The organism is Neptunicella sp., assembly GCF_048268085.1.
In the GTDB taxonomy this organism is placed as follows: domain Bacteria; phylum Pseudomonadota; class Gammaproteobacteria; order Enterobacterales; family Alteromonadaceae; genus Neptunicella.
This window is the reverse complement of record NZ_JBLWWF010000019.1, coordinates 36998-63601: the sequence shown is the minus strand read 5'-3', so window position 1 is coordinate 63601 and position 26604 is coordinate 36998. Positions and strand designations below refer to the sequence as shown.

The following is a 26604-nucleotide window of genomic DNA, read 5'->3' as shown; positions in this document are numbered from 1 at the left end:
ACCCTCCTAAAGGTCAGTTTACATGCCTTTGGCTTTTTCAATGGCTTCTTCAATAGAACCAACCATGTAGAAAGCTTGCTCAGGCAGATCGTCATACTCTCCTCCCAAAATACCTTTAAAGCCACTAATTGTATCTTTTAGCGATACATATTTACCTGGTGAACCGGTAAAGACTTCAGCAACGAAGAAAGGTTGAGACAAGAAACGTTGGATCTTACGAGCTCGAGTCACCACTAATTTATCATCATCGGATAATTCATCCATACCCAAAATAGCAATGATATCTTTTAACTCTTTATAACGTTGCAAGACCGTTTGTACACCACGAGCACAATCATAATGCTCTTGACCGATGACTAGCGGATCCAGCTGACGTGAGGTTGAATCTAGTGGATCTACAGCCGGGTAAATACCTAACGATGCGATATCACGAGACAATACAACTGTTGCATCCAAGTGAGCAAAGGTTGTTGCAGGTGACGGATCGGTTAAGTCATCCGCAGGTACGTATACCGCCTGAATTGACGTAATTGAACCTGTTTTGGTTGAAGCAATACGCTCTTGTAGCACACCCATTTCTTCAGCAAGAGTAGGCTGATAACCTACCGCAGAAGGCATACGACCTAACAAAGCCGAAACTTCGGTACCGGCCAAGGTATAACGATAGATGTTATCTACAAAGAATAATACGTCACGACCTTCGTCACGGAATTTTTCCGCCATGGTCAAACCGGTCAAAGCAACACGTAAACGGTTTCCTGGTGGCTCATTCATTTGACCGTAAACCAACGATACCTTATCCAGTACGTTAGAATCGTTCATTTCATGATAGAAATCGTTACCTTCACGAGTACGCTCACCTACACCAGCAAATACAGAGTAACCACTGTGTTCGATAGCGATGTTACGGATAAGCTCCATCATGTTTACGGTTTTACCTACACCCGCACCACCGAATAATCCAACTTTACCACCCTTGGCAAACGGGCAGACCAGGTCGATTACCTTGATACCGGTTTCTAACAACTCAACAGAACTGGATTGTTCTTCGTAAGTAGGTGCTTCACGGTGAATAGACATACGCTCTTCTTCACCAATAGGGCCAGCTTCATCAATGGGATTACCCAATACATCCATAATACGACCCAATGTGGCTTTGCCCACTGGAACGGTAATAGATTCACCGGTATTTTCTGCTGCAATACCACGACGCAATCCGTCAGTCGTACCCATCGCAATGGTACGGACAACACCGCCACCAAGCTGTTGTTGAACTTCCAGAGTTAACCCCTGCAAATTACCTTCTGTAACGCGAAGTGCGTCATATACTTTAGGAACCATGTCTTGTGGAAATTCAATATCCACAACGGCGCCAATGATTTGGACAACCTTACCTTGACTCATGTTCTTTCCTCATAATTTATAAACCTTTGCCTACACCGCAGCTGCGCCACTGACAATCTCACTGATTTCTTGTGTGATTGCTGCTTGACGGGCTTTGTTGTATATCAGTTGTAATTCGTCGATCAGGTCACCCGCATTATCGGTAGCGGCTTTCATTGCAACCATTCGCGCAGCTTGTTCTGATGCTGCATTTTCAACGACTCCCTGATACACCTGAGATTCCACATAACGAACCAATAATGTTTCCAAAATAGGCTTAGGATCGGGCTCGAATATGTAATCCCAACGATGCTTCAAATTATCATCATCTGATTTCGGCAGAGGCAATAATTGCTCTATCTTAGGCTCTTGTGACATGGTATTAACGAATTGGTTAAATACCAGATACAAGCGGTCAATTTTACCCTCGTCATAAGCACTTAGCATGACATGCACAAGACCTATAACATCTTTAACACTGGGTGCATCACCGATACCTGATTCTGCCGCCAACACTTCACCACCAAACCGGTTGAAGAACGCGCAAGATTTTGAACCCAGAGCTGAAAAAGATACTTCAACTCCTTTGTCTCGCCATTGTTTAACGTCTTTAGCAACCGCTTTAAACTCGTTGGAATTTAATCCACCACAAAGTCCACGGTCAGTCGAAATAACAATATATCCGACACGTTTTACGTCGCGTTCATCCAGATAAGGATGGCGATATTCAAGGTTGGCATTAGCAAGATGTCCAATCACTTTACGCATGTTTTCGGCGTATGGACGACTGCTCGCCATACGATCCTGCGCCTTTTTCATTTTGGACGCAGCAACCATTTCCATTGCGCTGGTGATCTTTTGAGTATTTTTGATACTCCCGATCTTGCCTTTTATTTCTTTATCGCCGGCCATGACTATCTCCTCGATTACTCAACAATCAATGCGCTTACGCGCATTGATTTACCAGGTTTGGGTTGCCTTGAATTTGTCTAATGCTTCTTTCAAGGACGACTCAATACTGTCGTTGTAGTTACCGGTACTGTTAATAGTGCTCATTAACTCAGCATATTCACTATTCATAAATGAGTGTAAAGAGGCTTCAAAATCGAGAATTTTGTTCATTTCGATTTCTTTCAAAAAGCCTTTTTCTACAGCAAATAATGAAACAGCCATATCAGCTACAGATAGCGGGGCGTATTGCTTTTGTTTCATTAACTCAGTAACACGTTGACCATGCTCTAATTGAGCACGAGTCGCTTCATCCAAGTCAGAAGCAAACTGCGAAAACGCCGCTAATTCGCGATATTGAGCTAATGCTAAACGGATACCACCACCTAGCTTTTTAATGATTTTAGTTTGCGCTGCACCACCAACACGAGATACCGAAATACCCGCGTTAACGGCAGGACGAATACCCGCGTTAAACAAGTCGGTTTCCAGGAATATCTGACCGTCAGTAATAGAGATAACGTTAGTCGGTACGAATGCAGAAACGTCACCGGCTTGTGTCTCGATGATAGGTAAGGCGGTTAAAGAACCGGTTTTACCTTTCACTTCACCTTTAGTGTAACGCTCAACATACATGTCGTTAACGCGCGCAGCACGCTCCAACAAGCGTGAGTGAAGATAGAAAACATCTCCAGGATAAGCTTCACGACCTGGTGGACGACGCAATAATAGTGATACTTGGCGATAAGCAACTGCTTGTTTAGATAAATCATCATAAACAATCAATGCATCTTCACCGCGATCGCGGAAATATTCACCCATAGTACAACCAGAGTATGGCGCCAAATATTGTAATGCTGCCGACTCTGAAGCCGTTGCAGCAACAACAATGGTATTTTCCAGTGCACCGTGTTCTTCCAGTTTACGTACTACGTTAGCGATAGTTGATGCTTTCTGACCGATAGCAACATACACACACTTAACGCCAGTACCTTTTTGGTTGATGATGGCATCAATGGCTAACGCGGTTTTACCGGTTTGACGGTCACCGATGATCAACTCACGCTGACCACGACCAACCGGGATCATTGAGTCAATTGACTTATAACCCGTCTGAATTGGCTGATCAACAGATTGACGTTCGATTACGCCCGGTGCGATTTTTTCTACCGGCTCAAAACCGTCAGCTTCAATCGCGCCTTTACCATCAATAGGTGCACCTAGTGTGTTAACCACACGACCTAATAGATTACGACCCACTGGTACTTCTAAAATACGACCAGTAGATTTTACTTTTACCCCTTCCTGCAAGTCCGCATAGGGACCCATCACTACTGCACCAACCGAGTCTCGCTCAAGGTTAAGTGCAATGGCGTAGCGACTGCCTGGAAGTTCTATCATTTCACCTTGCATAACATCTGCAAGACCGTGAATGCGAATGATACCGTCAGTTACACCAACAATAGTACCTTCATTACGCGCTTCACTTACGACCTCAAACTGTTCAATTCTTTTTTTGATCAGCTCGGCGATTTCAGTGGAATTCAGTTGCATCCTCATTTCCCCGTTATGCTTGTAACGCGTCTGCTAGACGGTTTAATTTGCTTCGTACAGAACCGTCGATAACTGTGTCACCGGCTTTAATTACTACGCCAGCGATCAAAACAGGATCTACGCTACAATTCAGCTTAACTTTTCGTGTCAGACGTTTTTCTAATGACACGCTGATTTCTTGCTTTTGTTTTTCGTCTAACTCAACAGCAGAAGTGATATCAACATCTACTTCTTTTTCATACTCTGCTTTGTAAGCATTAAACAATACCAAGATTTCAGGCAATGCTGGTAAACGTCTGTTCTCCGCAAGAACTTTAATAAAATTCTGGCCATTGTGATCGAGCTGTTCACCACAAAGTTGGACAAATATATCTGCCAATTTGTCATCTGATACTGAGCCGGTAAGTAATGGTTTTACCTGATCATTAACAGCAACTTGAGCAGAAAATGCTAACATTTCCTGCCAACCTTGAATGGCTTTGCTTTCGACCGCATATTCAAAAGCTGCTTTTGCGTAAGGGCGAGCAATGGTTGTCATTTCAGACATAAGCTCTTACTCCCCTATAACTCAGCGACAAGTTTTTCAACTATGTCACTTTGTGCTGCAGCATCAATTTGACGACCCAGAATTCTTTCGGCACCAGTGACTGCAAGAGCAGCTACTTGTTGACGTAATTCTTCACGAGCACGATTTCTTTCTGCTTCGACTTCAGACTGACCTTGAGCAATGATTTTTTCACGCTCCTGGTGACCACGTTGCGTTTCTTCGTCAATAATTTGAGACGCCCGTTTTTTAGCCTGTTCGATAATGTCAGCAGCTTGTGATTTTGCTTCTTTCAACTGTGCAGTGGCTTTTTCTTGAGCCAGTTGCAAGTCTTTTTCAGCACGATCTGAAGCGGCCAACCCATCGGCAATTTTCTTTTGGCGTTCTTCGATTGCACTAATAATCGGTGGCCATACATATTTCATGCAGAACCAAACGAAAACGATGAATGCAATCAGTTCACCTAATAGAGTGGCGTTAATATTCAAAACCGCTCCTCCTCAATTCGTTGTTGTAGTGGGTGCTTATACAGCAAATTTCGCGCTTTCAACGAACAACAAGAACAGAGCGATAGCCACACCGATCATCGCGATAGCATCGATAAGACCCGCAACGATAAACATTTTCACCTGTAATTGTGGTGCTAATTCAGGTTGACGGGCAGCAGATTCAAGGAATTTACCCCCTAACAAACCAAAGCCAATTGCAGGACCTAATGCACAAAGACCGATCAAAATACCTACTGCGATATAAAGATTACCTAAGATTTCCATTGATTTTCACCTTCTAAGTTTAAAGTTAAAGTTTAAAAAATTGTTAAAAATTACTAATTGAGGCTTCCTGCCTGCCGCCCTAATAGGGGCTTTATAAAATTGTGCTTAAATTATCCAGACTATATTAGTGATCTTCATGTGCCATGCTTAAATAAACAATGGTTAACATCATGAAAATAAATGCTTGTAACGGAATTATCAGTAAATGGAATGCCGCCCAGATAAAGTGGATTGGCAACTGCCAAAGTCCGATGGTTGCCGCAATCAAAATAAAGATTAATTCACCCGCATATAAGTTTCCGAATAAACGTAGTGACAATGAAAGAGGTTTCGCGATCAGCGACACCAATTCCAAAATAAAGTTAAACCAGTATAACCAAGGTGTATTGAAAGGATGGGCATAAAGCTCTTTCATAAACCCGCCAAAACCTTTTATTTTTATCGAATAAAAGATCATCAGTAAAAATACACCTATCGATAGGGCAAAAGTCATATTTACATCGGTAGTCGGGACGACTTTCATATAAACATGATGAGGATCATATCCCATCAATCCACCGATTTGCTGAGCTATCCATGGCAGGAAATCAACCGGGATAAGATCCATCAAGTTCATTAACAATACCCATACAAAGATGGTTAGTGATAATGGTGCAATCAAGGCACTCTTGCCGTGAAATGTACTTTTAACGGTTGAATCAACGAATTCAATAACAAGTTCAACGCACGCTTGCCATTTTCCCGGCACCCCTGTAGTAGCGGTTTTTGCTACTGAGCGGAAAAGCCATAGAAATACAAGTCCTAAGCCCACAGACCATGCAAGAGTATCAATGTGAAAGGTCCAAAAACCTTCCCCAACCGTTGCATTGGTCAAGTGGTGCTGAATATAACCACTAATGGTTTGTTCTTCACCAGTTCCAGACATCATCTATCCCAATTGTTTAAAGTTAAAAATTTTTTACAGCCCCGATTCAACTTTCGTGACTTGAATATGCAATACAAAACCATTGACTAATTTGTGTTAAAAAATAACCTGCCAATAAGGGCAGGAAAGGTAATTTTAGCCATTGAAACGCAACAACGAAAAAAATAATACTCAATGCTAATTTCAGTTTTAATCCTTGATTAAAACTTTTTACTACCTGTTTGTTCTTGCTGCCTCCAGCATATCTAAATGCCATGAGGCCAAAAATAAAATGGCTAAATGTACAAATTAAGCCACCTACCAATATTGAAACTGCTTGTTGCTGATTCCAAATTAATAAACAAATCAAGGCGCTAATCAGTGCTGTTATGCACTGATATAAAAAAATTTTTCTGACCAGTAATCGCCCTGTTCCGGCCAAATTTTGTGCCATTAATGGCCTCTTGTGCATTAAATTCAATAAAAGCGCCGGAATTATACTGTTTTACGCAGTTTTTACAACTGATAACCGACCAGTCTATTTCAGTTATTAACTGATTTTAAAGTGGGCTAATATACCATCTAACTCATCTAGACTGCTGTAATTAATCACCATTTTCCCTTTGCCTTTGGTATTGTGTGAAATAGATACAGCAGCACCCAGATTTTCAGATAATTTAGTTTCCAGCCTTTTTACATCCGGGTCGTCTTTTTGCTGTTCTTTTTGCTTGGCAGGTTCAAGAATTTTACGCACCAGATTTTCAGTATCACGAACGGTTAATCCTTTACCAGCCACTGTGCGCGCAGCTTCAAGCTGACTTTCACCTTCTAATGCTAACAACGCCCGAGCATGGCCCATTTCAATATCACCATACTCTAACAATAATTTAACATCTTCGTTAAGATTATTCAGACGTAATAAATTGGTCACGCTGGCTCGGGATTTACCCACCGCTTCAGCCACTTCCTGATGGGTTAATTCAAATTCTGTTAATAAACGATCCAAGGCTTGAGCTTCTTCCATTGCGTTGAGATCTTCACGTTGAATATTTTCGATCAAGGCAATCGCAACAGCTGCTTCATCGGGGACATTTTTGATTAGACAAGGAATCTCATCTAAATGAGCTAATTGCGATGCACGCCAACGGCGTTCACCGGCAATAATTTCATATTTATCGTTAGAAAGCTTTCGTACCACTATAGGCTGAATAATACCTTGTGATCGGATAGACGAGGCTAAATCTTCCAATGCGTCAGGAGACATGTCTTTACGAGGCTGATATTTACCAGGCTGTAAAAATTCTATAGGTAATTTTTGTAATTCACCATTTTCAAGCGGTTGAGTATTTTTTTCATTCCGGGTCTGTTGACTGGTTGCCAACAATGCATCCAAGCCTCTACCCAATCCTCTTTTTTTGGTCGACATGTTTTCCTCAGTTCTAACTGGTTGATGTGGCTTGGTTAGTTTTTCCGCGACGCAAAATCTCACCGGCTAATGCCAGATAAGCTTTCGCACCGGTAGATGATTTTTCATAATACATTGCTGGGGTTCCAAAACTGGGTGCTTCTGCCAATCTGACATTACGTGGTATTACAGTACGGTATACCTGTGCGCCAAAGTGACGTTTTAACTGTTCGGAAACATCATTAGCCAATCTATTGCGCGGATCGTACATGGTACGCAAAACACCTTCAATTGTTAGTTCAGGGTTAACCACCGAGGCTAATTTTCTAATAGTATCCATTAACGCGGTTAATCCTTCCAAGGCATAATATTCACATTGCATTGGAACCAATACTGAATCGGCAGCTGCCATCGCATTGACCGTTAACTGACTTAGTGAAGGGGGGCAATCGATAAAAATATAATCATAGTAATCACGCACGGGCTGCAAGGCATTACGCAAACGTAATTCACGGGCAAACACTTCCATTAATTTTATTTCTGCCGCAGTGACATCACTATTAGCCGCAATAAGATGATATTTACCGCTTGTTTCTTTGACGATAACTTCATCAACCGGTTTTTCTTCAATGAGTAATTCATAGCAGGTTGATTCAACATCAAATTTATCTACACCACTGCCCATGGTGGCATTGCCTTGTGGATCAAGATCAATCAGTAATACTTTGCGTCTGGTCGCTGCCATGGAAGCGGCAACGTTAACGGCAGTGGTCGTTTTACCTACACCACCTTTCTGATTAGCTATTGCAATGACCTTTCCCAAAATAAATATCCAAATGTTGTTGAGTACAATAATTTTTATTTTTTGCTTATTTTAATCAAATGACGATCACCCTCAAGACCCGGTACATTCAGTTTAATTGCCTGCAATAAACTAAATTCAGATGATAATTCATTAAGTTCCTGTTGAGGATATTGGCCTTTCAGGGCTAAAAAATTCCCCTGTGAATCTACCAGATGCTGACACCAGTGCAACATATCTTTTAGTGAGGCGAATGCACGGCTAATGACACCATCAAAGCGAATATCGCTTTGGTATTGTTCTACTCGTGACTGCACCGGTTGAATATTGTTTAAGCCAAGTTCATAACCGGCTTGTTTCATAAAACGAACTCGTTTTCCTAAACTATCAAGTAAAACAAAATGTTTGTCCGGGCACATAATTGCTAGTGGAATACCAGGTAAACCAGGTCCTGTACCGACATCGATATAGGATTGTTTATCCAGTTCAGGGGCAACAACAATAGAATCAAGGATATGTTTGCTTAACATCTGCATTGGATCACGAACAGAAGTTAAATTATAGGCTTTATTCCACTTATCAATTAACTGCACAAAGCAAACTAATTGCTGCAACTGTTGCTGACTAACTGTTATTTTTGTTTGCTCAACCCATTTTTGTAATTGAGCAAGTAAAGCGGGATCAGGTTGTATCATCAGGCTATGTTTCTCGATTCTTTGCGTAACAAACCCTGTTTTTTCAAATACACCAATAGCAAAGAAATCGCAGCTGGAGTAATACCTGAAATCCGTGATGCTTTACCAATGGTTTCTGGTCTGGCATCAGTTAATTTAGCTACCACTTCATTGGATAAACCTGAAATTTTGCTGTAATCAAAATCCATCGGTAATAAGGTATTTTCATTACGTAAAGTGCGCGCTATTTCATCATATTGACGTTCAATATATCCAGCATATTTAGTCTGGATTTCAATTTGTTCTGCCGCTTGCTTATTTTCTAACCCCGGCCCTAATGATTCAATCTGCATCAATTTCTCATAGGTCATTTCGGGACGACGCAACAATTCTTCCAGCGAATTTTCTTTGGTAATCGGGTTTTTCAAGCTCGGATTTAATGCTTCTGCTGCCACATGTGAAGGCGACACCCAAGTTGATTTCAAACGTTGCTTTTCTAACTCAATTGCCTCGAGCTTTTGATTGAATGCCTGCCATCTTGCATCATCGACCAAACCTAATTCTCGTCCTTTGCCAGTTAAACGAATATCGGCATTATCTTCTCGCAGTAATAATCGATATTCAGCTCTACTAGTAAACATTCGATAGGGTTCTTTAGTCCCCATGGTGGATAAATCGTCAATTAACACGCCCATGTATGCCTCATCTCGACGAGGCGTCCAACTTTCTTTATTTTGAGATTGTAATGACGCATTCATTCCGGCAATTAATCCTTGCGCACCGGCTTCTTCATAACCTGTTGTGCCATTAATTTGGCCAGCGAAAAATAATCCTTCTATAAATTTGGTTTCAAGCGATTGCTTTAAATCTCTCGGATCAAAAAAGTCATATTCAATAGCATAACCAGGACGAATAATATGCGCATTTTCAAAACCTTTTATCGAACGTACTAATGCCATTTGTACATCAAAAGGAAGACTGGTTGAAATACCATTTGGATACACTTCAATACTGTTAAGCCCTTCGGGCTCAACAAAAATTTGGTGTGACGTTTTATCCGCAAAACGATTAATTTTATCTTCAATAGACGGACAATATCTTGGTCCAATTCCTTCTATTACGCCAGTATACATGGGCGATCGATCTAGCCCACCACGGATAATATCGTGAGTTTTTTCATTGGTATGCGTGATATAGCAGGAAATTTGACGAGGATGATGTTCTGCTTTTCCCATAAAAGAAAATACCGGAACTGGATTATCACCTGCTTGTTCCTGCATGACTGAAAAATCTAATGTACGCGCATCTAATCGGGCCGGGGTACCGGTTTTTAACCTATCCGTTCTAAAGGGTAAAGCGCGTAAGCGTTGTGCCAGAGCATTTGAAGGAGGATCGCCAGCTCGTCCTCCTTGATAATTATCCAATCCAATATGAATAACACCACCCAAAAATGTTCCTACCGTCAAAACCACGGTTTTGGCTTTAAACTTTAATCCCATTTGGGTAACGACGCCGGTAACACGATGATTTTCTACTATCAAATCATCACATGATTGTTGAAATAAGGTTAGATTAGGTTGATTTTCCAGTACCTGACGTACAAAGTTTTTATATAAGGTTCTATCGGCTTGGGCTCTAGTCGCTCTAACCGCTGGGCCTTTACTGGAATTTAATGTACGAAATTGAATACCACCATGGTCAATGGCTTGTGCCATTACACCACCTAAAGCATCAATTTCTTTGACCAAATGTCCTTTACCTATACCACCAATTGCCGGATTACAGGACATTTGTCCAAGAGTTTCAATATTGTGGGTAAGCAATAATGTGTTTGAACCCATTCTGGCTGACGCTAATGCAGCTTCAGTTCCTGCATGGCCACCACCAATAACAATGACATCAAATTGTTGTTCGTAAAGCATACCTACCTCAATGTTTAACCCGGCAAAATCGGGGGCGCATATTCTATAGATTTTCTGTTGTTATTGAAACGATTAAAATTCGAGCAATATTGTTTTTAGAGATCTTAATTAATATAAGATCTATATAGATCTTTTACTTACTATTACTACTATTAAGCAACCGTATATCATGTATAAGTTGATTAAATTCATATAAAACAGTTATTTATATAAAATTTAAGTTGTTGGTATTGATCAAATAACATACTCAAATCATGGGGATAACTCACTATTTTATCCACAGATGAATATTTAAATAATTTTATAAAGTGGATAATAATACTTAAATAATAGGTTATTCACTAAGTTATACACAATTATTTATTTCCAGTGATCTAACTGTGTGTAAATTGTGATCAATAAAAATTAGGTAAATAATAAATCAGTTATAACTAACTGTTTTAAAAGTTATTTTAAGCCAATACTAACTGTTTTTTACTCGTCATAATTAGTTATTATTTTGTACACAGATCCACTCAAGGATTGGCCATGTTAATCAATAACCTATCAAGTGAAGTTTGTCTTTTTAATCTAAAATAATCTGTTGCTGAGTGACTGGTCCGGTTAATTGATGTTTAAATCGAGGAAAAAGAAAGCAGGATCTATTCAATATAGATCCTTGTTGCAGACAAACTTTATCTATAAATAGGGGATGGGAATTTATTTAATTTGATTTGGGTGATAAGCGTTAGTGTTGCTGTATGCAGTTTCTTCTGCCTCTGTTGCCAGGGTTTTACGTCTGCTAGGGCCTGAAAACTGGACTCGATAAGTATCATATTCTTTGATTGATTCGAAACAATAATGACCTAATGCATTTTCCAGTTCAGCCAAATTATGGTTAGTTATTAATATACAGTTTTTATGGTTAACCAGACGTTGACGTAACAGATTTCCTAACCAGCTCTGGGTATTTTTTTTCAAAATGGTTTCATTTACACAAACTTCGTCAAGAATGAGTAAATCAACGTTTAATAATTCTTGATTTACTTCACGAAACTTTTCACCAATATTGTCTTGTGCATTGTAATCAAAAGATGAGAAACGCATTTCCAGTAAGGTTGACAGTTGGCGGTACAATACCGAAATTTCATATTGATCGATGAGTTCATGGGCGATTGCACCTGCTATATGTGATTTTCCACGGCCGTAATCACCATAAAATATCATCATATGTGAGCCACTTTGACGCCAGTCAACATCGTCGTGAGCGGCAATAAAAGATTTAGCAATACTGATAGCTTCAATGACGTCATCACTGTCTTCGACTAGATTGTCAAACGTCCACTTGGGATTTAAATCAGAACGACCATGAATATTATGAATACGTTCTTTTTTGGCTTGAAGCTGTAATTTTTTAATATCGTTATTAGCTTGTTGCTCATATACAGCCCGCAAACTCTGGTAATCGACAGGCTGTTCATCAACAGGTTTCCGTCCCAGTGTTTTGGCTAATTGATCAATTTTATTTTTGATGCTTTGCACTGTATTTCTCCACCAGCTTTTTGGCGTTTTCGTCGGCCTTTAATGCCGCTTTAGGATTTATTAATTGGTTACCTACGCGTTTTTGCGGTTTGCTATTGTAGGCTAAGCGTTTTTTCTTTAAATGTTGGACAAATTTTTGAGTCCATTGAAATAAAGTAAAATTGGATTCAGGCCGAGTTAACCAATAGGCGATAAACTCACCTAGCTCATCATCACTATAGGCTTTTTCAATAATACCTACCAGACTAGCCAGTTGATTAAATAAAATGTTATTAGGTTGCCAATCTGGGCGCATAGATTGCCATTGCATATGCAAGTTTTGATAATCATTGTTTTGTGTCGCTACTAGGGGAAGTAATAATTGCTTGCCGTTAAGACTATGATTTTCTTGCTGTATCTCGGTGTAATTAACTAATCCAACATCGACTAATTCTTTGATTAGCGCATTAATTTGTCGGCCTAAACTAATTATTTCAGTTTTACCATTTAGTAGATCTTTCAACTGATTGTAATTTAGTGGCGAAGTGGTTCCGCTTTTTTCATCTACGCTATTGCGTAAACCCATGAAATAAAGAACTCTTGCTTCGTTGCTAACAGATTGTTTTAACGCGTTTAGTTCAGATTGATTTAGCATAAAGAGTGAATTTGTTGTTTAAAGTCAGGTTGGTTAAATAAGTTTTCTAACCAGGCTTCTGCTTCATCTTCAGGAATAGGGTGGTGAAGCACATCAATATATAACGGATCCGTTAATAATATCGCATTGGCTGACTGCATCAATTGATGCATTTTTTTACCCCCCTGACAAAACGTATCGTAACTACTGTCGCCTAAGCCAACAATTATATAATGAACCTGGGGTAACTGCTGCTGTTTTAATTGTTCTGCAAAAGGTTGGATATTGTCAGGTAAATCTCCCGCTCCGTGAGTAGAGGTGCAGATACACCATAATTTATTCTGATCCAGTTGTTGCGTATCTGGTTGCAAATGAATTTCGCTGGCAATTCCTAGCGTTTCCAGTTTAGCTGCTAATGCGTCGGCTACATATTCACTGGCTCCCAACATTGAGCCGACAATAATTTCAACTTGCATGTTATTTCCCGCTATTGCTGCTTATGTGGACCATACAACGTTGTTCTTGCCGAGTTTTTTGGCTTGATACATCATGTCATCCGCAATTTTTAGTAATGTTTCGCTCTGAATTGAATTATCAACGATACAGCTTGTTCCACCAACACTAATAGTAATAACGCTATTAGTGTTATTAATTGGATTCTTAATGTTCAGGTTTTCAATGGCATGACAACATTGTTGCATAAGTTCAAAGCCGCCTTGTTTGTCAATGTCGGGCAGAATAATTATAAATTCTTCACCACCAAATCGAGCAACCAGATCTTTAGGACGTTTTAATTGCTGGCGCAATACATCCGCCACTTTCTGTAAAACTTCATCTCCTGCCGCATGACCATAATGATCGTTGTATTGTTTAAAATTATCGATGTCGACCATAATAATTGATAGGCATGACTTATTTCTAAGAGCATTTCGCCATTCTAGGGCTAATACCTCATTGAAGCGACGTCGGTTAGCTATTTGGGTTACAGGATCAATATTGGCCAGGTGTTCTAATAATTTTGCTGCTTGTTCTGCTTTATGTTTTTGTTTTTGCAGATCAGTAGTACGTTCCTCTACTTTTTGTTCCAATGTTGAATTAAGTAAATGTAATTCTTTGATTTTATTTTCTAACTCCAGAGTTAGCTGGTTGTTTTTCAAATTAAGTACATCTACTTTGTTTGCAACCGCAAATGCTAACAACAAGCTATCCATGGTGTTGCCGATTAAACCCAATAAATAAATATTGACGTTCAGTCCGGGCAATATGCCCAAATTCATTAAATTGCCTACGATATTGGGCAATACAACACACATAAATGCGATAACGAAATATTTGGCTGGCGAAAACCCCTTTCGCCAGGAAGCAATGCCTGCATATAAGCCTAATATCAGCACAATACTGGTACTGATAGAGGCTAATATTAATCCATTAGCTGGACTCGCGATTGACAGTGGGCAGGCAATGGCAGCAAAGATGGCATTGAAAATTAATAATTTGTAAAGCCGAGGTGCCCGCCGTTTTAATTGTAAAAATTCAATCGTGAAATAGCAGGAAAACAGCGCACCCAAATTATAGGGAAGCATTAATAAATTAGGGTATTGCTGGTGGGTAATATTTTCTATTACGCCAAATACATGAGCCCAACCCCATGCGTAACTTAATGTAGCAAATGCGTAGAAAATATAAACGCGTTGTCTGCTACCGATATAAAGAAATAGATTATATAAACCTAGTGCAATACAAACTCCCAGACAGAGCAGTAACAGTGTGTTTTCCAACTGCAGTTCCGGTTCCATTTGCTGTTGGGGTGCTACAACCAGTTTGATTGGGGCAAAGAAGAACTGGCTATCGAACAGTATGACGATGTCCCGGCTTTTTCCAGCAGGGATATAGACTTCATCGCCATAATGATAATTTACTTTATTACGGTGGTTGTAACCCGATATACCAACAGTTGTAGCCTCTGATCCGTAAGTGATTATGTGGATATTTTCTATTACCGAACCATATGGATAGATAAACCAGTTTTCTTGTTTTGTATCATTATGCAAAGTGAAAGCGGCAATATAACGATCACCATTCAATTTGGTTGAATGGTGTGGAGTGAGCGCCATTATCCATTTAGCCAATTCGTTTCTGGTGCTGGGGATAGTCTGTTGGTCTAACTGGTAATAGGCTATTTTATCAGCAACATTAACGTGATTAACGTTACTTAAGTTTAAACTGGGCAAAAGAGGATTTTGTGCACGTGCCACCGAACAGATGACTAGCATAAACAATAAAATAATTGAACGGCCGTACTTCATGCTACTTGATCCTGGCTGCTCTATGCTGACGACATATACAGCTATTTTTATAATAGTTTATCGCTTATTTGGAGTAGTGAGGCTATTTACCAATACAAAACGAAGAGAATATTTTACCCAGTAAGTCATCGGAACTGAATTCACCGGTAATCTCATTTAAGTGTTGTTGAGCTAAACGTAATTCTTCCGCTAACAGTTCACCAGCCAGATTATTTTCTAATTGTAGTTGCCCAGTTTGCAGATGTTCCGCAGCTTTATCCAGTGCATCAAGATGTCTGCGTCGTGCGATAAACTGCCCTTCTGTTTTGGCTTCAAAACCCATACAGTCTTTTAAATGTTGTGCGAGCAAATCAATACCTTGCTTGTTACTTGCGGATATATGTAGCACGGGATAATGATTAAAAGTCGTTTGCTGGATAGTCTCACCGGAAAGATCGGCCTTGTTACGAATAACGGTCATTTTCATATTATCGGGTAAACGATCGACAAAATCCGGCCAAATATCATGGGGATCGGTGGCATCGGTTTCAGTGCTGTCGAGCATAAATAATACCCGGTCTGCTTGTTCAATTTCTTGCCACGCGCGCTCAATACCAATTTGTTCCACTTTGTCGTGACTTTCCCGAAGTCCGGCAGTATCAATAATATGCAATGGCATGCCGTCGATATGGATATGTTCTTTTAATACGTCTCGAGTGGTGCCTGCAATATCGGTAACAATGGCAGCTTCGCGTCCTGCCAGGGCATTTAGTAAACTGGATTTACCGGCATTGGGTCGCCCAGCAATGACGACTCGCATACCTTCACGCAGAATACTACCTTGTTTGGCTTGCTGTTGAACCTGTTGCAGATGTTGAATGATGTGTTGCAGATCGTTAAGTACTTTACCGTCGCTAAGAAAGTCGATTTCTTCATCAGGAAAATCGATAGCCGCTTCTACATACATACGCAAATGAATAGTCATTTCCACAAGCTGATTGATGTGCAATGAAAACTCACCTTGCAAGGATCGTAATGCGCTACGAGCCGCCTGTTCCGAACTGGCATCGATAAGATCAGCGATGGCTTCTGCTTGGGCTAAATCGAGTTTATCGTTTAAAAAGGCCCGCTCACTGAACTCACCAGGACGGGCTAAACGAATATTATTGTCTTCCAAGATGGTCTTGAGCAGCATATCCAGAACAACTTGACCACCATGCCCCTGCAACTCCAATACATCCTCTCCGGTAAAAGAGTTTGGACCTTGGAAAAATAGTGCAATACCTTGATCCAGAGTAGTGTTATTCGCGTCATAAAAAGCTAAATACTCTGCCTGACGGGTCTTGGGGACTTTACCTAGTATCCGCTGGGCGACTGAAGCCGCCATATGACCTGAAACACGAATAATACCAACACCACCCCGACCCGGAGCTGTTGCTTGGGCAACAATAGTTTGTTCGTTTTGCATTTAATCGCGGAAATTATTAAATTGAAATGGCTGACCTAGATCAGCTTGTTTGATAATTGCCATAGCTTGTTGCAAATCATCGCGTTTTTTACCTGTTACTCTAAGTTGTTCACCTTGTATTGAAGCTTGAACTTTAATTTTGGCTTCTTTAATTTTGGCGATGATTTTCTTAGCCATTGGTTGGTCGATACCTTGTTTAAACACGATATTTTGTTTGAATGATTTACCAACCCGGACTAATTCTTGCGATTCGAGACTATTGGCATCGATATTTCGTTTTACACATTTTGCACGCAATATATCTTTCATTTGTTGCAGCTGAAAATCACTCTCTGTGGTCATTGTAACCACGCCATCTTTCAGTTCAAAACTGGCTTCTGCTCCCCTAAAGTCAAAGCGGGTATCCAGTTCTCTGCTAGCGTTGTCTACTGCATTTTTTACTTCTACCAAATCAATTTCAGAAACAATGTCAAAAGAAGGCATAACATACTCCAATTATTTGTGATGATTATAATCGATTACTATTTATATACTCAAACTACTTCAAATTGCTTAATTCAGCGATAACTAACGAGCATTGTGTTGGTGGCATATAAAAAAGCCCACCAAAGGTGGGCTCAATAAAAATAATAGTTAGACTATTTTATCTTAATCCCTTTTTTCTCCATACCAGCATAAATAATTTTTGCTTGAGTAATGGTAATCAAGTTGCTCACTAACCAGTACAATACTAATCCAGCGGGGAACCATAGGAAAAATACGGTCATTGCGACAGGCATCCATTGCATGATTTTTTGCTGCATGGGATCTTGTACTGTGGCGGGATTGAGTTTTTGTAACAAGAACATACTCGCGCCCATCAGAACAGGTAATACATAGTAGGGATCTTGTACGGATAAGTCAGTTATCCATAAAAAGAAACCGGCATGACGGAATTCAACGCTTTCAAGAAAAACATAATACAACGCCAGGAAAATAGGCATTTGCAAAATTAACGGGAAGCAGCCTCCCATTGGATTGACCTTTTCCTTTTTGTATAACTCCATCATTCCCTGTGACATTTTCTGTCTGTCATCACCATAACGTTCTTTTAACGCTGCCATTTTAGGTTGCAGGGCACGCATCTTACCCATAGACACATATTGGGCTTTGGTTAACGGATACATGGCTCCTTTAACGATAATGGTGATAATAATGATAGCTACCCCCCAGTTTCCTACAAAGCTTTGAATAAACTTTAATAGTGCAAACAGAGGCTGGGAAATCCACCAAAGGATCCCGTAATCTACGGTTAAATCTAAACCTTTAGCTAAATGCTCTAATGCATCCTGGTTTTTAGGACCAAGATATAACTCACTGCTGATACTGGTTTGTTGTCCTGGTTCAACTACGACTGGCTGACTGGTATAACCTATAGTGGCAAACGCGCCATTGTTAGTACTTTTACTGAATAGCGTGTTTTGTTGTTGTTCAGGTGGGATCCAAGCCGAAACAAAATAGTGCTCTAACATAGCGACCCAACCACCTTGGGTAACTTTACGTAAATTAGCTTCATTTACGTCATCAAATGTATATTTCTCGTAGCGGGATTCGGCTGTCGAGTATGCAGTGCCTCGATAAGTTGGCATAAACATGCCACCGCTTTTCTTGCCGGCGACAGATTGCTTTAACTGCGCATATTGCTGGATATTAGCGGCAGAAGTGCCATTGTTTTGAATATCATATTTAACTTCGATATTGTGTTTTCCAGCATGGAAAATAAAGTTTTTGGTAATGCTTAAACCATTCTCAGATTGCCAGGTTAACGGAACGACAAGTTCCTCGCCATTAAGTACATAAGATTGTGCGGTTGTTTGGTATACAGGGCGGCCATCTTTGCTTGCATCTGGACCATCTGCGCCAATTAAACCACTTTGGGCAATATATAATTCAGCTTGATTCGGTCTAAGTAAGCTAAATTTTTCGTCTGAGCCTTGAGTTAGTGAAAAATCATTTAAGTTGGCACTAACAATGTCACCACCTTTGGTATTAATCAAAAGCTCTAATGTATCAGTACTTACTCTGATAGTAGTGGCATCATTCGCTAATGAATCAGTTTTGTTAACGACTGTAGAAGAAGGGACGTCTTGGCTAACAGGCACATCACTATGTAAGTCAGGTTGTTGCTGATCTTGAGTAATAGGGTTAGCTGGGGTCACGGGTTGTGGGCTGTAATCAATTTGCCATTGTTGCCACAATAAAAAACTAACAAAAAGTAGACCTACTACTAATAAACTACGTTGGGATTCCATAATATTTACTTCATTTCTCGTTGTTTAGGTGGCACGGGATCAAATCCCCCCGAATGTAAAGGCTGGCATTTTAGTATGCGTTTAACAGTTAACCAACACCCAATCCAACTTCCATGGATTTTAATTGCTTCAATTGAGTAATGAGAGCAAGTTGGGTGAAAACGGCACTGTTGACCCATTATGGGCGACAGCCAGCGTTGATACCCCTTTATCAAACTGATAAAGAAGGATTGCAGCGGCGAAATATTTTTTTCCATAATTTATCTAGGAGTGTAAAAATTTCCCGGTTACTCATGTTATCCAGCCCACTTTTACCAATGACGACTATATCAATATTACCTAGTTCGGATTGATGGTGGCGAAAACTCTCACGAATAATACGCTTTATACGATTTCTGTCATGAGCTTTTTTTACCCTTTTTTTAGCAATGGTAATACCCAATCTGGCGTTGGTGAGTTGATTTGTTTTTGCAAGTAGTGTTATTTGGGGGGATGGAGCTGAAGTTGCATCTTGAAATACATTTCCGAAATGGGTGGGAGTGAGTAACCTCACGTCCCGAGAAAAAGTATTTTCACCCACTTCGACAAATGCGTTTATGCTGATAAACGAGCACGGCCTTTGGCGCGGCGACGCGCTAAAACCTGACGACCATTTTTCGTTGCCATACGAGCACGAAAGCCGTGTGAACGTTTACGCTTTAAATTACTTGGTTGAAATGTTCTTTTCATGACCTAATCCGCTGCTTTAACGTTAATAAAACCTATTGAACACTGTAGGCGCTCAAAAAGGACGCTGAATTCTAGAGATCGAAACAGGATAAGTCAATCTATGTTCAAAAATATAAATCAAATAATAGGGTAAACTCATATATTATTGTTAATAACTTATATCGTTATGTATTTTTATTCACAGATTTGATTGGTATTTTAGGTAAATATCTTATTTTTAAGTCACTTTTTATACACCATGGTTTTTATTGTATGTATGAACAGTGATCTGAAAACTTTTTAACCACAATTAAAAAGCTAATTAAATCAATATTATAGCGTTAGTATGCAGGTAATGCATAAATATAAAAAAGATCAATATTGAAGTTGTGGATAAAATAGCGCGATAATCTCTATTTAGTACTCTCAAGTATAGAAATTCAATTTTCGAGATTGAACTATATTGCGATCGATGGATCGGTTTTCTCTCTATATAAATAGGCTCTAACCATAAGAAAGCCTATAGGACTAGCATAATTATGTCTCTGTGGAATCAATGCCTGGAAAGGCTTCAACAAGAACTGCCAACACAACAATTTAGCATGTGGATAAGACCGCTGCGCGCTGATCAAGACGGTGGAATATTGACCTTATTTGCACCCAATCGATTTGTATTAGACTGGGTAAGAGATAAATATATCAGTCAAATTACAGCCTTGTTTACTGAAATTTGTGGCAACGATGCGCCGGTTTTAAAACTTGATATAGGCACGGGGGCGGTTAGAAAAGAGCCTATTTTAACCACAGAAAAAAGTGTTAGTTCTGTTGTTAACGCCGGTAAAGCGCCCAGCAGCCAAACTGCCAGCGCCACTCAAATGAAGGTTGGGCAAAACAAAAGTAATATTAATCTTAATTATCGGTTTGAAAATTTCGTTGAAGGTAAATCCAATCAGTTGGCCAGGGCCGCTGCCAGTCAAGTATCTGATAATCCAGGTGGTGCTTATAACCCATTGTTTATATATGGCGGCACTGGATTAGGTAAGACTCACTTATTGCACGCTGTGGGCAATGGCATATTAGAGAATAAGAAAGACGCGAAAGTGGTGTATATGCATTCTGAGCGTTTTGTTCAGGATATGGTTAAAGCACTGCAAAATAATGCTATTGAAGAGTTTAAGCGTTATTACCGTTCGGTAGATGCGTTATTAATTGATGATATTCAATTTTTTGCTAATAAAGAACGTTCACAAGAAGAATTTTTTCATACGTTCAACGCATTGCTGGAAGGTAACCAGCAAATTATTTTGACTTCGGATCGGTATCCCAAAGAAATTGATGGTGTTGAAGACAGGCTCAAGTCTCGCTTTGGTTGGGGATTAACAATTGCAGTAGAACCACCTGAATTAGAAACCCGCGTGGCTATTCTGATGCGAAAGGCTTTGGAAAATAAAATACATCTTCCGGATGAAGTAGCCTTTTTTATTGCCAAGCGGTTACGTTCCAATGTCAGGGAACTGGAAGGGGCGTTAAATCGGGTTATAGCAAATGCTAATTTCACAGGTCGTCCAATTACGATAGACTTTGTACGCGAAGCCTTAAGAGATCTTTTGGCGTTGCAGGAAAAACTCGTTACTATCGATAACATACAAAAAACGGTCGCAGAGTATTACAAAATAAAAATTGCTGATATTCTGTCAAAGCGTCGTAGTCGAAGTGTTGCCAGGCCCAGACAAGTGGCTATGGCATTGGCTAAAGAGCTTACTAACCATAGCTTACCGGAAATTGGTGATGCATTTGGGGGGCGGGATCATACAACTGTATTACATGCGTGTCGCAAGATCGTACAGCTTCGCGATGAGAATCACGACATAAAAGAAGATTATCAAAACTTGATAAGAACACTGTCATCATAAAAAAGAATAAATAAGAGTAGCAACAATGAAATTTACTATTAGCAGGGAAAACTTCTTACAACCGTTGCAATTGGTGTCAGGTGCCGTTGAGCGTCGTCACACACTCCCTATTTTATCCAACGTCCTTATCAAAGTGAGTGAAGGCTCACTATGGCTTACCGGCACGGATTTAGAGGTTGAATTAATTTCTAATATCAGTTTGTCCGGAGACTATACAGACGGTGAAATCACGGTACCGGCTAAAAAATTATTTGATATTTGTCGGGGATTACAAGAAGGTAGTGAACTAATCTTTTCGGTTGAAGATAGTCGTGCAATTTTAAAATCTGGTCGTAGTAAATTTACCTTATCTACCTTGTCGGCAGCTGATTATCCAAATCTGGAAGATTGGCAAGGAGAGGTGGAATTTGAGCTTTCTCAGTCACAGTTGAAAAAACTTATTGAAAGTACTCATTTTGCCATGGCACAACAAGACGTGCGTTATTACTTGAACGGTTTATCTTTAGAAACTGAGGATACCGTTATTAGAACGGTTGCTACGGATGGTCATCGTTTGGCCCTGTGTCGTCTTGAATACAGTTCTAATTTACCCAGTAAACAAGTGATTATACCTCGTAAGGGTGTGTTAGAAATTTCACGTTTAATTGACGATAGTGATAAGTCCTTAAAAGTTCAGATTGGCTCAAATCATATTCGTATTTTTTCCAGTGCGTTTATCTTTACCAGTAAATTGGTCGATGGTCGTTTTCCTGATTATCGTCGCGTATTACCTAAAGACGGTGACAAGTTCATTGAAGCGAATAAAAACCTGCTTAAAAACGCGTTCTCGCGAGCAGCGATTTTATCTAACGAAAAATTTCGAGGTGTTCGTTTAAACCTTAGTAACGCAGAATTGAAAATAACCGCAAATAACCCTGAACAGGAAGAAGCGGAAGAAATTGTAGATGTTCAGTATCAGGGTGACGATTTAGAAATCGGTTTCAACGTGGCGTATTTAATTGATGCATTAAATGCATTAAATTCCGAAGTTGTTAAAGTGACCATGGCAGATTCCAACAGTAGTGCGTTAATTGAAGATATTGGCGACGAATCTGTCTTGTACGTTATTATGCCGATGAGATTATAGATCTCATCGGATATTTTGATCCTGTTCTTATTATTCTAGTTGCATAATGTGATGAAACTGGACAGCGTCCAGATACAACAATTTAGAAATCTCTCTAACGTTTCCATTCAACTTTCTGACAACATAAATCTATTTGTTGGAAAGAACGGCAGTGGCAAAACCTCTTTTCTCGAAGCGTTGCATTATTTGAGTTACGGCCGTTCATTTCGTACAAATAAATTTCAAAGCCTTATTTCAGATCAACAAGATAAGTTTGTCCTGTTTTCATTGCTTAGAGATAGCGTGGATGCAGATAAGGTAAGTAAAGTTGGAATTTTAAGAAGTAGGCAAGGTGTAATTGATATAAAAATAGATGGGGATAAACAAACGCGCATCTCTACGTTAGCGCTTAAAATGCCCACGCAGATTTTTACTCCGCAGAGCTCAGACTTATTGATCGGTTCGCCAGGATTGCGGCGGAGTTATATGGATTGGGGATTGTTCCACGTGGAACCTCTTTTTTTAAATAAAATTTCACTATTTAATAAGCTGCTAAAACAACGAAATGCCATTTTAAAACAAAGCCAGGGGCAACATAAGCAAGAAGAATATTGGCGTCATCAATTGCAACTGGCAGGCGAAGCAATATCGTCGTATCGCCAAGACTATATTGATGCAATAAAACCTTATTTTGACCATCAAATTAAGCAATTCTTACCTGAGTTTTCTATCGAAATAGCGTATTATAGGGGCTGGGACAAAGGGTTGGATCTAGCTCAGGCGTTAACCAAAAATAGCGATAAAGACAAATTATATGGCTATACAACGGTTGGGCCGCATAAAGCCGATTTGCGGCTTAGAGTGGATTCTAGGGCCGTACAAGAAGTACTGTCTAGAGGACAATTGCGAGTATTAACTGCAGCTATGCAAATAGCCCAATCAACATTGCTTTTTGATAAACGAAATCTGCACTGCATTTATCTTTTAGACGATATTGCCGCAGAGCTGGATACGGAGAAAAGGCAGTTATTTATACAGCAGTTGTTAGCAACGAATGCGCAGATATTTATTACTGCAACAGAAAAACAACAAGTTGCGTTCTTGAATAATGTAAGCAACATAAAAATGTTTCACGTGGAACAAGGCCAAGTGAACGAGGAGAAAACGATAAATGGCTGAACAAGGTAATTATGATTCGTCCAGTATTAAAGTTTTAAAAGGACTTGATGCTGTTAGAAAACGTCCGGGGATGTATATCGGTGATACTGATGACGGAACAGGCCTGCATCATATGGTATTTGAGGTTGTCGATAACTCAATTGATGAAGCTTTGGCCGGTCATTGTAATGAAATCGTAGTCACTATTCATGGTGACAATTCCGTTTCCGTAAAAGATGATGGCCGTGGGATTCCTACTGAAATTCATGAAGAAGAAGGGGTTTCGGCTGCAGAAGTTATCATGACCGTACTGCATGCAGGCGGAAAGTTTGATGATAATTCCTATAAAGTTTCAGGCGGCTTACACGGTGTTGGTGTTTCCGTTGTCAACGCGCTGTCGAAAAGATTGCAATTAAGAATCCGTCGTAGAGGCCAAATTCACGAACAAGAATATAGTATGGGTGACCCGGTTTCTCCTTTAGCGGTAGTGGGAGAAACAGAGACCTCTGGTACATCAATACGTTTTTGGCCGAGTGAAGAGACGTTCACTAATATTGAATTTCACTATGATATTTTAGCTAAGCGATTACGTGAATTATCCTTTTTGAACTCAGGTGTTTCGATAAAATTAGTCGATGAGCGCAGTGGTAAAAGCGATCATTTCAAATATGAGGGTGGTATTAAAGCCTTCGTTGAATATCTAAATCAGAATAAAAATCCCGTTCACCAAAAAGTATTTCACCTTTCTGTTGATCGTGAAGATGGTGTTTCCGTCGAAGTGTCAATGCAATGGAATGATGGATTTCAAGAAAATATTTTCTGTTTTACTAACAATATACCTCAACGTGATGGCGGAACTCACCTTGCTGGATTCCGCTCCGCGTTAACTCGGACACTTAATACCTTTATGGAAAAAGAAGGTATGAACAAGAAAGAGAAATCTACAGCAACGGGTGATGATGCGCGTGAAGGATTAACCGCGGTTGTTTCTGTTAAAGTACCTGACCCCAAGTTCTCTTCGCAAACCAAAGATAAGCTTGTGTCTTCAGAAATAAAGTCCGCTGTTGAATCGGCGATGGGCGAGCGTCTAAATGAGTTTCTATTAGAAAACCCGGTAGAAGCTAAGATTATTGTTGGAAAAATTATTGATGCTGCCAGAGCCAGGGAAGCGGCAAGAAAAGCGCGTGATATGACCCGTCGCAAAGGGGCGTTGGACCTTGCCGGTTTACCGGGAAAATTGGCTGACTGCCAGGAAAAAGATCCGTCACTTTCGGAACTTTATATTGTGGAAGGGGACTCTGCTGGCGGTTCTGCCAAGCAGGGACGGAATCGAAAAAATCAGGCCATATTGCCGCTTAAGGGTAAAATTCTTAACGTAGAAAAAGCGCGTTTCGATAAGATGCTATCTTCACAAGAGGTAGCCACACTAATTACCGCACTGGGGTGCGGGATTGGTCGAGATGAATATAATCCGGAAAAATTACGTTATCATCGAATCATTATTATGACGGATGCGGACGTAGACGGATCGCATATACGTACATTGTTGCTCACCTTCTTTTATCGTCAAATGCCGGAAATAATAGAGAGAGGTTATATTTATATCGCTCAACCACCTTTGTATAAAATTAAAAAAGGTAAGCAAGAGCAATATCTTAAAGATGATCCGGCTTTAACCGAGCATTTGACCAGCATTGCACTAGATGGCGCTTCATTGCATGTTAATGAAACGGCACCGGCGATTTCTGGTGTTGCATTAGAAGCTATGGTTAAACAATATCAATCAACTTTCGCCATGATCGATAGAATAAGCCGTATGATGCCGAAAAATCTGTTAATTCGGATGATCTATAACGATATATTGGATATAGCGGACCTTTCCAATCAGGAAAAACTGGAGAGTGTTGGGCAACAATTCATTTCTGCTCTACAAGAACATGAAGTGGATGGTGCATTGTATCGCCATGAAATTAGAGAAGATAAAGAGCGACACAATTACTATGTCTGCATTATTGTTAGACAACATGGTATAGATACCGAATATCGACTCGATCATGATTTTATTGATTCAACGGAATACAAGCGAATAGTTGAATTGAACAAAACCATCAATGGTCTAATTGAAGAAGGTGGATATGTTAAGCGTGGCGAAAAAGTTAAACCGATTAACTATTTTGTCGAAGCACTAGACTGGTTAATGGCAGAGTCCAAGAAAGGGCAATATATTCAGCGCTATAAAGGGCTAGGGGAAATGAACCCAAGTCAATTGTGGGAAACGACTATGGATCCTGAATCTCGTAGAATGTTGCAAGTCAAAATTGAAGATGCGATCGGTGCTGACTTATTGTTTACCACGTTAATGGGTGATCATGTTGAACCCCGTAGAGCATTTATTGAAGAAAATGCTTTACGAGTTGCTAATCTAGATGTTTAGTAAATTATAAACCAATAATATAAAGGCTATTCCAGTAATGGAATAGCCTTTTTTATAAGATAAAATAACTATAACTATATGTTTTTATTGGCTATTTTAGTGTTGTTATTGCAATGGCTATGGTTCTATCAAGACGCATTTCATTTCCATTACACCCACTAATTGATACTCCAGATTAATCATAATCACATAAGCTTTA

Annotated in this window: 26 protein-coding genes; 4 read left to right on the top strand and 22 right to left on the bottom strand. The window is 39.8% G+C overall.

The window, feature by feature from the left end:
* Positions 1–18: 18 nt before the first annotated feature.
* The 22 genes from atpD to rpmH form a co-directional block, all read right to left on the bottom strand.
* Positions 19–1404 carry a F0F1 ATP synthase subunit beta gene (gene atpD, locus ACTD55_RS15025; protein ID WP_438865156.1) on the bottom strand — a complete coding sequence of 462 codons (1386 nt, stop codon included), beginning with the start codon at positions 1402–1404 and terminating at the stop codon, positions 19–21.
* A 30-nt stretch (positions 1405–1434) separates the two neighbouring features.
* Complete coding sequence (gene atpG, locus ACTD55_RS15020) at positions 1435–2295, bottom strand: F0F1 ATP synthase subunit gamma (protein ID WP_438865155.1); 861 nt, start codon at positions 2293–2295, stop codon at positions 1435–1437.
* A 48-nt stretch (positions 2296–2343) separates the two neighbouring features.
* Entirely contained in the window at positions 2344–3885 is a 1542-nt protein-coding gene (gene atpA, locus ACTD55_RS15015) for a F0F1 ATP synthase subunit alpha (protein WP_438865154.1), read from the bottom strand.
* Between the two features lie 13 nt (positions 3886–3898).
* Complete coding sequence (atpH, locus tag ACTD55_RS15010) at positions 3899–4432, bottom strand: F0F1 ATP synthase subunit delta (RefSeq protein WP_438865153.1); 534 nt, start codon at positions 4430–4432, stop codon at positions 3899–3901.
* Positions 4433–4446: 14 nt separating this feature from the next.
* On the bottom strand, positions 4447–4917 hold the full coding sequence (atpF, locus tag ACTD55_RS15005; protein ID WP_438865152.1) for a F0F1 ATP synthase subunit B: 471 nt from the start codon (positions 4915–4917) through the stop codon (positions 4447–4449).
* A 36-nt stretch (positions 4918–4953) separates the two neighbouring features.
* The gene (gene atpE / locus ACTD55_RS15000; protein ID WP_006994918.1) at positions 4954–5202 is read right to left on the bottom strand and encodes a F0F1 ATP synthase subunit C; all 249 of its coding nucleotides are present in this window, start codon (positions 5200–5202) and stop codon (positions 4954–4956) included.
* A gap of 124 nt (positions 5203–5326) precedes the next feature.
* Positions 5327–6127 carry a F0F1 ATP synthase subunit A gene (gene atpB, locus ACTD55_RS14995; protein WP_438865151.1) on the bottom strand — a complete coding sequence of 267 codons (801 nt, stop codon included), beginning with the start codon at positions 6125–6127 and terminating at the stop codon, positions 5327–5329.
* 46 nt (positions 6128–6173) lie between these two features.
* On the bottom strand, positions 6174–6560 hold the full coding sequence (locus ACTD55_RS14990) for an ATP synthase subunit I (protein WP_438865150.1): 387 nt from the start codon (positions 6558–6560) through the stop codon (positions 6174–6176).
* A 96-nt stretch (positions 6561–6656) separates the two neighbouring features.
* A complete protein-coding gene (locus ACTD55_RS14985; protein ID WP_438865149.1) occupies positions 6657–7532 on the bottom strand; it encodes a ParB/RepB/Spo0J family partition protein in 876 nt (291 codons plus the stop codon).
* Positions 7533–7545: 13 nt separating this feature from the next.
* Positions 7546–8334 carry a ParA family protein gene (locus ACTD55_RS14980; RefSeq protein WP_438865148.1) on the bottom strand — a complete coding sequence of 263 codons (789 nt, stop codon included), beginning with the start codon at positions 8332–8334 and terminating at the stop codon, positions 7546–7548.
* Between the two features lie 35 nt (positions 8335–8369).
* A complete protein-coding gene (gene rsmG / locus ACTD55_RS14975) occupies positions 8370–9008 on the bottom strand; it encodes a 16S rRNA (guanine(527)-N(7))-methyltransferase RsmG (RefSeq protein ID WP_438865147.1) in 639 nt (212 codons plus the stop codon).
* On the bottom strand, positions 9008–10909 hold the full coding sequence (gene mnmG / locus ACTD55_RS14970) for a tRNA uridine-5-carboxymethylaminomethyl(34) synthesis enzyme MnmG (RefSeq protein WP_438865146.1): 1902 nt from the start codon (positions 10907–10909) through the stop codon (positions 9008–9010). The genes rsmG and mnmG overlap by 1 nt, the downstream gene beginning before the upstream one ends.
* Before the next feature lie 699 nt (positions 10910–11608).
* Complete coding sequence (locus tag ACTD55_RS14965; protein WP_438865145.1) at positions 11609–12430, bottom strand: ATP-binding protein; 822 nt, start codon at positions 12428–12430, stop codon at positions 11609–11611.
* Complete coding sequence (locus tag ACTD55_RS14960; RefSeq protein ID WP_438865144.1) at positions 12411–12995, bottom strand: DnaT-like ssDNA-binding domain-containing protein; 585 nt, start codon at positions 12993–12995, stop codon at positions 12411–12413. The genes ACTD55_RS14965 and ACTD55_RS14960 overlap by 20 nt, the downstream gene beginning before the upstream one ends.
* A gap of 62 nt (positions 12996–13057) precedes the next feature.
* On the bottom strand, positions 13058–13519 hold the full coding sequence (gene mioC, locus ACTD55_RS14955) for an FMN-binding protein MioC (RefSeq protein WP_438865143.1): 462 nt from the start codon (positions 13517–13519) through the stop codon (positions 13058–13060).
* A gap of 21 nt (positions 13520–13540) precedes the next feature.
* Complete coding sequence (locus ACTD55_RS14950) at positions 13541–15127, bottom strand: diguanylate cyclase (protein WP_438865142.1); 1587 nt, start codon at positions 15125–15127, stop codon at positions 13541–13543.
* 304 nt (positions 15128–15431) lie between these two features.
* Positions 15432–16796 (bottom strand): tRNA uridine-5-carboxymethylaminomethyl(34) synthesis GTPase MnmE, encoded by a 1365-nt coding sequence (gene mnmE, locus ACTD55_RS14945; RefSeq protein ID WP_438865141.1) that lies wholly within the window; start codon positions 16794–16796, stop codon positions 15432–15434.
* Positions 16797–17279: a YajQ family cyclic di-GMP-binding protein gene (locus ACTD55_RS14940; protein ID WP_438865140.1), complete on the bottom strand. Its 483-nt coding sequence runs from the start codon at positions 17277–17279 to the stop codon at positions 16797–16799. It lies immediately after the preceding gene.
* A 155-nt stretch (positions 17280–17434) separates the two neighbouring features.
* On the bottom strand, positions 17435–19087 hold the full coding sequence (gene yidC / locus ACTD55_RS14935; protein ID WP_438865139.1) for a membrane protein insertase YidC: 1653 nt from the start codon (positions 19085–19087) through the stop codon (positions 17435–17437).
* Positions 19088–19092: 5 nt separating this feature from the next.
* Positions 19093–19344 carry a membrane protein insertion efficiency factor YidD gene (gene yidD / locus ACTD55_RS14930; protein WP_438865138.1) on the bottom strand — a complete coding sequence of 84 codons (252 nt, stop codon included), beginning with the start codon at positions 19342–19344 and terminating at the stop codon, positions 19093–19095.
* The gene (gene rnpA / locus ACTD55_RS14925; RefSeq protein WP_438865137.1) at positions 19299–19667 is read right to left on the bottom strand and encodes a ribonuclease P protein component; all 369 of its coding nucleotides are present in this window, start codon (positions 19665–19667) and stop codon (positions 19299–19301) included. The genes yidD and rnpA overlap by 46 nt, the downstream gene beginning before the upstream one ends.
* A 14-nt stretch (positions 19668–19681) precedes the next feature.
* Positions 19682–19816, bottom strand: a complete 135-nt coding sequence (gene rpmH / locus ACTD55_RS14920) for a 50S ribosomal protein L34 (protein ID WP_186507167.1) — start codon at positions 19814–19816, stop codon at positions 19682–19684.
* Between the two features lie 518 nt (positions 19817–20334).
* Between rpmH and dnaA the strand changes: the two genes are divergently transcribed.
* The 4 genes from dnaA to gyrB are packed head-to-tail and all read left to right on the top strand — an operon-like array spanning position 20335 to position 26405.
* Positions 20335–21708: a chromosomal replication initiator protein DnaA gene (dnaA, locus tag ACTD55_RS14915; protein ID WP_438865136.1), complete on the top strand. Its 1374-nt coding sequence runs from the start codon at positions 20335–20337 to the stop codon at positions 21706–21708.
* Positions 21709–21733: 25 nt separating this feature from the next.
* A complete protein-coding gene (dnaN, locus tag ACTD55_RS14910) occupies positions 21734–22834 on the top strand; it encodes a DNA polymerase III subunit beta (protein ID WP_438865135.1) in 1101 nt (366 codons plus the stop codon).
* A 51-nt stretch (positions 22835–22885) separates the two neighbouring features.
* Positions 22886–23992, top strand: coding sequence for a DNA replication/repair protein RecF (gene recF / locus ACTD55_RS14905; protein ID WP_438865185.1), 1107 nt, complete (start codon positions 22886–22888; stop codon positions 23990–23992).
* Complete coding sequence (gene gyrB, locus ACTD55_RS14900) at positions 23985–26405, top strand: DNA topoisomerase (ATP-hydrolyzing) subunit B (protein WP_438865134.1); 2421 nt, start codon at positions 23985–23987, stop codon at positions 26403–26405. The genes recF and gyrB overlap by 8 nt, the downstream gene beginning before the upstream one ends.
* Positions 26406–26604 lie beyond the last annotated feature (199 nt).

Bases quoted from the DNA above. Each gene is read 5' to 3' on its own strand.
- atpD (WP_438865156.1), bottom strand. From the start codon at position 1,404: ATGAGTCAAGGTAAGGTTGTCCAAATCATTGGCGCCGTTGTGGATATT.
- atpG (WP_438865155.1), bottom strand. From the start codon at position 2,295: ATGGCCGGCGATAAAGAAATAAAAGGCAAGATCGGGAGTATCAAAAAT.
- atpA (WP_438865154.1), bottom strand. From the start codon at position 3,885: ATGCAACTGAATTCCACTGAAATCGCCGAGCTGATCAAAAAAAGAATT.
- atpH (WP_438865153.1), bottom strand. From the start codon at position 4,432: ATGTCTGAAATGACAACCATTGCTCGCCCTTACGCAAAAGCAGCTTTT.
- atpE (WP_006994918.1), bottom strand. From the start codon at position 5,202: ATGGAAATCTTAGGTAATCTTTATATCGCAGTAGGTATTTTGATCGGT.
- atpB (WP_438865151.1), bottom strand. From the start codon at position 6,127: ATGTCTGGAACTGGTGAAGAACAAACCATTAGTGGTTATATTCAGCAC.
- ACTD55_RS14990 (WP_438865150.1), bottom strand. From the start codon at position 6,560: ATGGCACAAAATTTGGCCGGAACAGGGCGATTACTGGTCAGAAAAATT.
- ACTD55_RS14985 (WP_438865149.1), bottom strand. From the start codon at position 7,532: ATGTCGACCAAAAAAAGAGGATTGGGTAGAGGCTTGGATGCATTGTTG.
- rsmG (WP_438865147.1), bottom strand. From the start codon at position 9,008: ATGATACAACCTGATCCCGCTTTACTTGCTCAATTACAAAAATGGGTT.
- mnmG (WP_438865146.1), bottom strand. From the start codon at position 10,909: ATGCTTTACGAACAACAATTTGATGTCATTGTTATTGGTGGTGGCCAT.
- ACTD55_RS14960 (WP_438865144.1), bottom strand. From the start codon at position 12,995: ATGGGTTTACGCAATAGCGTAGATGAAAAAAGCGGAACCACTTCGCCA.
- mioC (WP_438865143.1), bottom strand. From the start codon at position 13,519: ATGCAAGTTGAAATTATTGTCGGCTCAATGTTGGGAGCCAGTGAATAT.
- mnmE (WP_438865141.1), bottom strand. From the start codon at position 16,796: ATGCAAAACGAACAAACTATTGTTGCCCAAGCAACAGCTCCGGGTCGG.
- ACTD55_RS14940 (WP_438865140.1), bottom strand. From the start codon at position 17,279: ATGCCTTCTTTTGACATTGTTTCTGAAATTGATTTGGTAGAAGTAAAA.
- yidC (WP_438865139.1), bottom strand. From the start codon at position 19,087: ATGGAATCCCAACGTAGTTTATTAGTAGTAGGTCTACTTTTTGTTAGT.
- yidD (WP_438865138.1), bottom strand. From the start codon at position 19,344: ATGGAAAAAAATATTTCGCCGCTGCAATCCTTCTTTATCAGTTTGATA.
- rpmH (WP_186507167.1), bottom strand. From the start codon at position 19,816: ATGAAAAGAACATTTCAACCAAGTAATTTAAAGCGTAAACGTTCACAC.
- dnaA (WP_438865136.1), top strand. From the start codon at position 20,335: ATGTCTCTGTGGAATCAATGCCTGGAAAGGCTTCAACAAGAACTGCCA.
- dnaN (WP_438865135.1), top strand. From the start codon at position 21,734: ATGAAATTTACTATTAGCAGGGAAAACTTCTTACAACCGTTGCAATTG.
- recF (WP_438865185.1), top strand. From the start codon at position 22,886: ATGAAACTGGACAGCGTCCAGATACAACAATTTAGAAATCTCTCTAAC.
- gyrB (WP_438865134.1), top strand. From the start codon at position 23,985: ATGGCTGAACAAGGTAATTATGATTCGTCCAGTATTAAAGTTTTAAAA.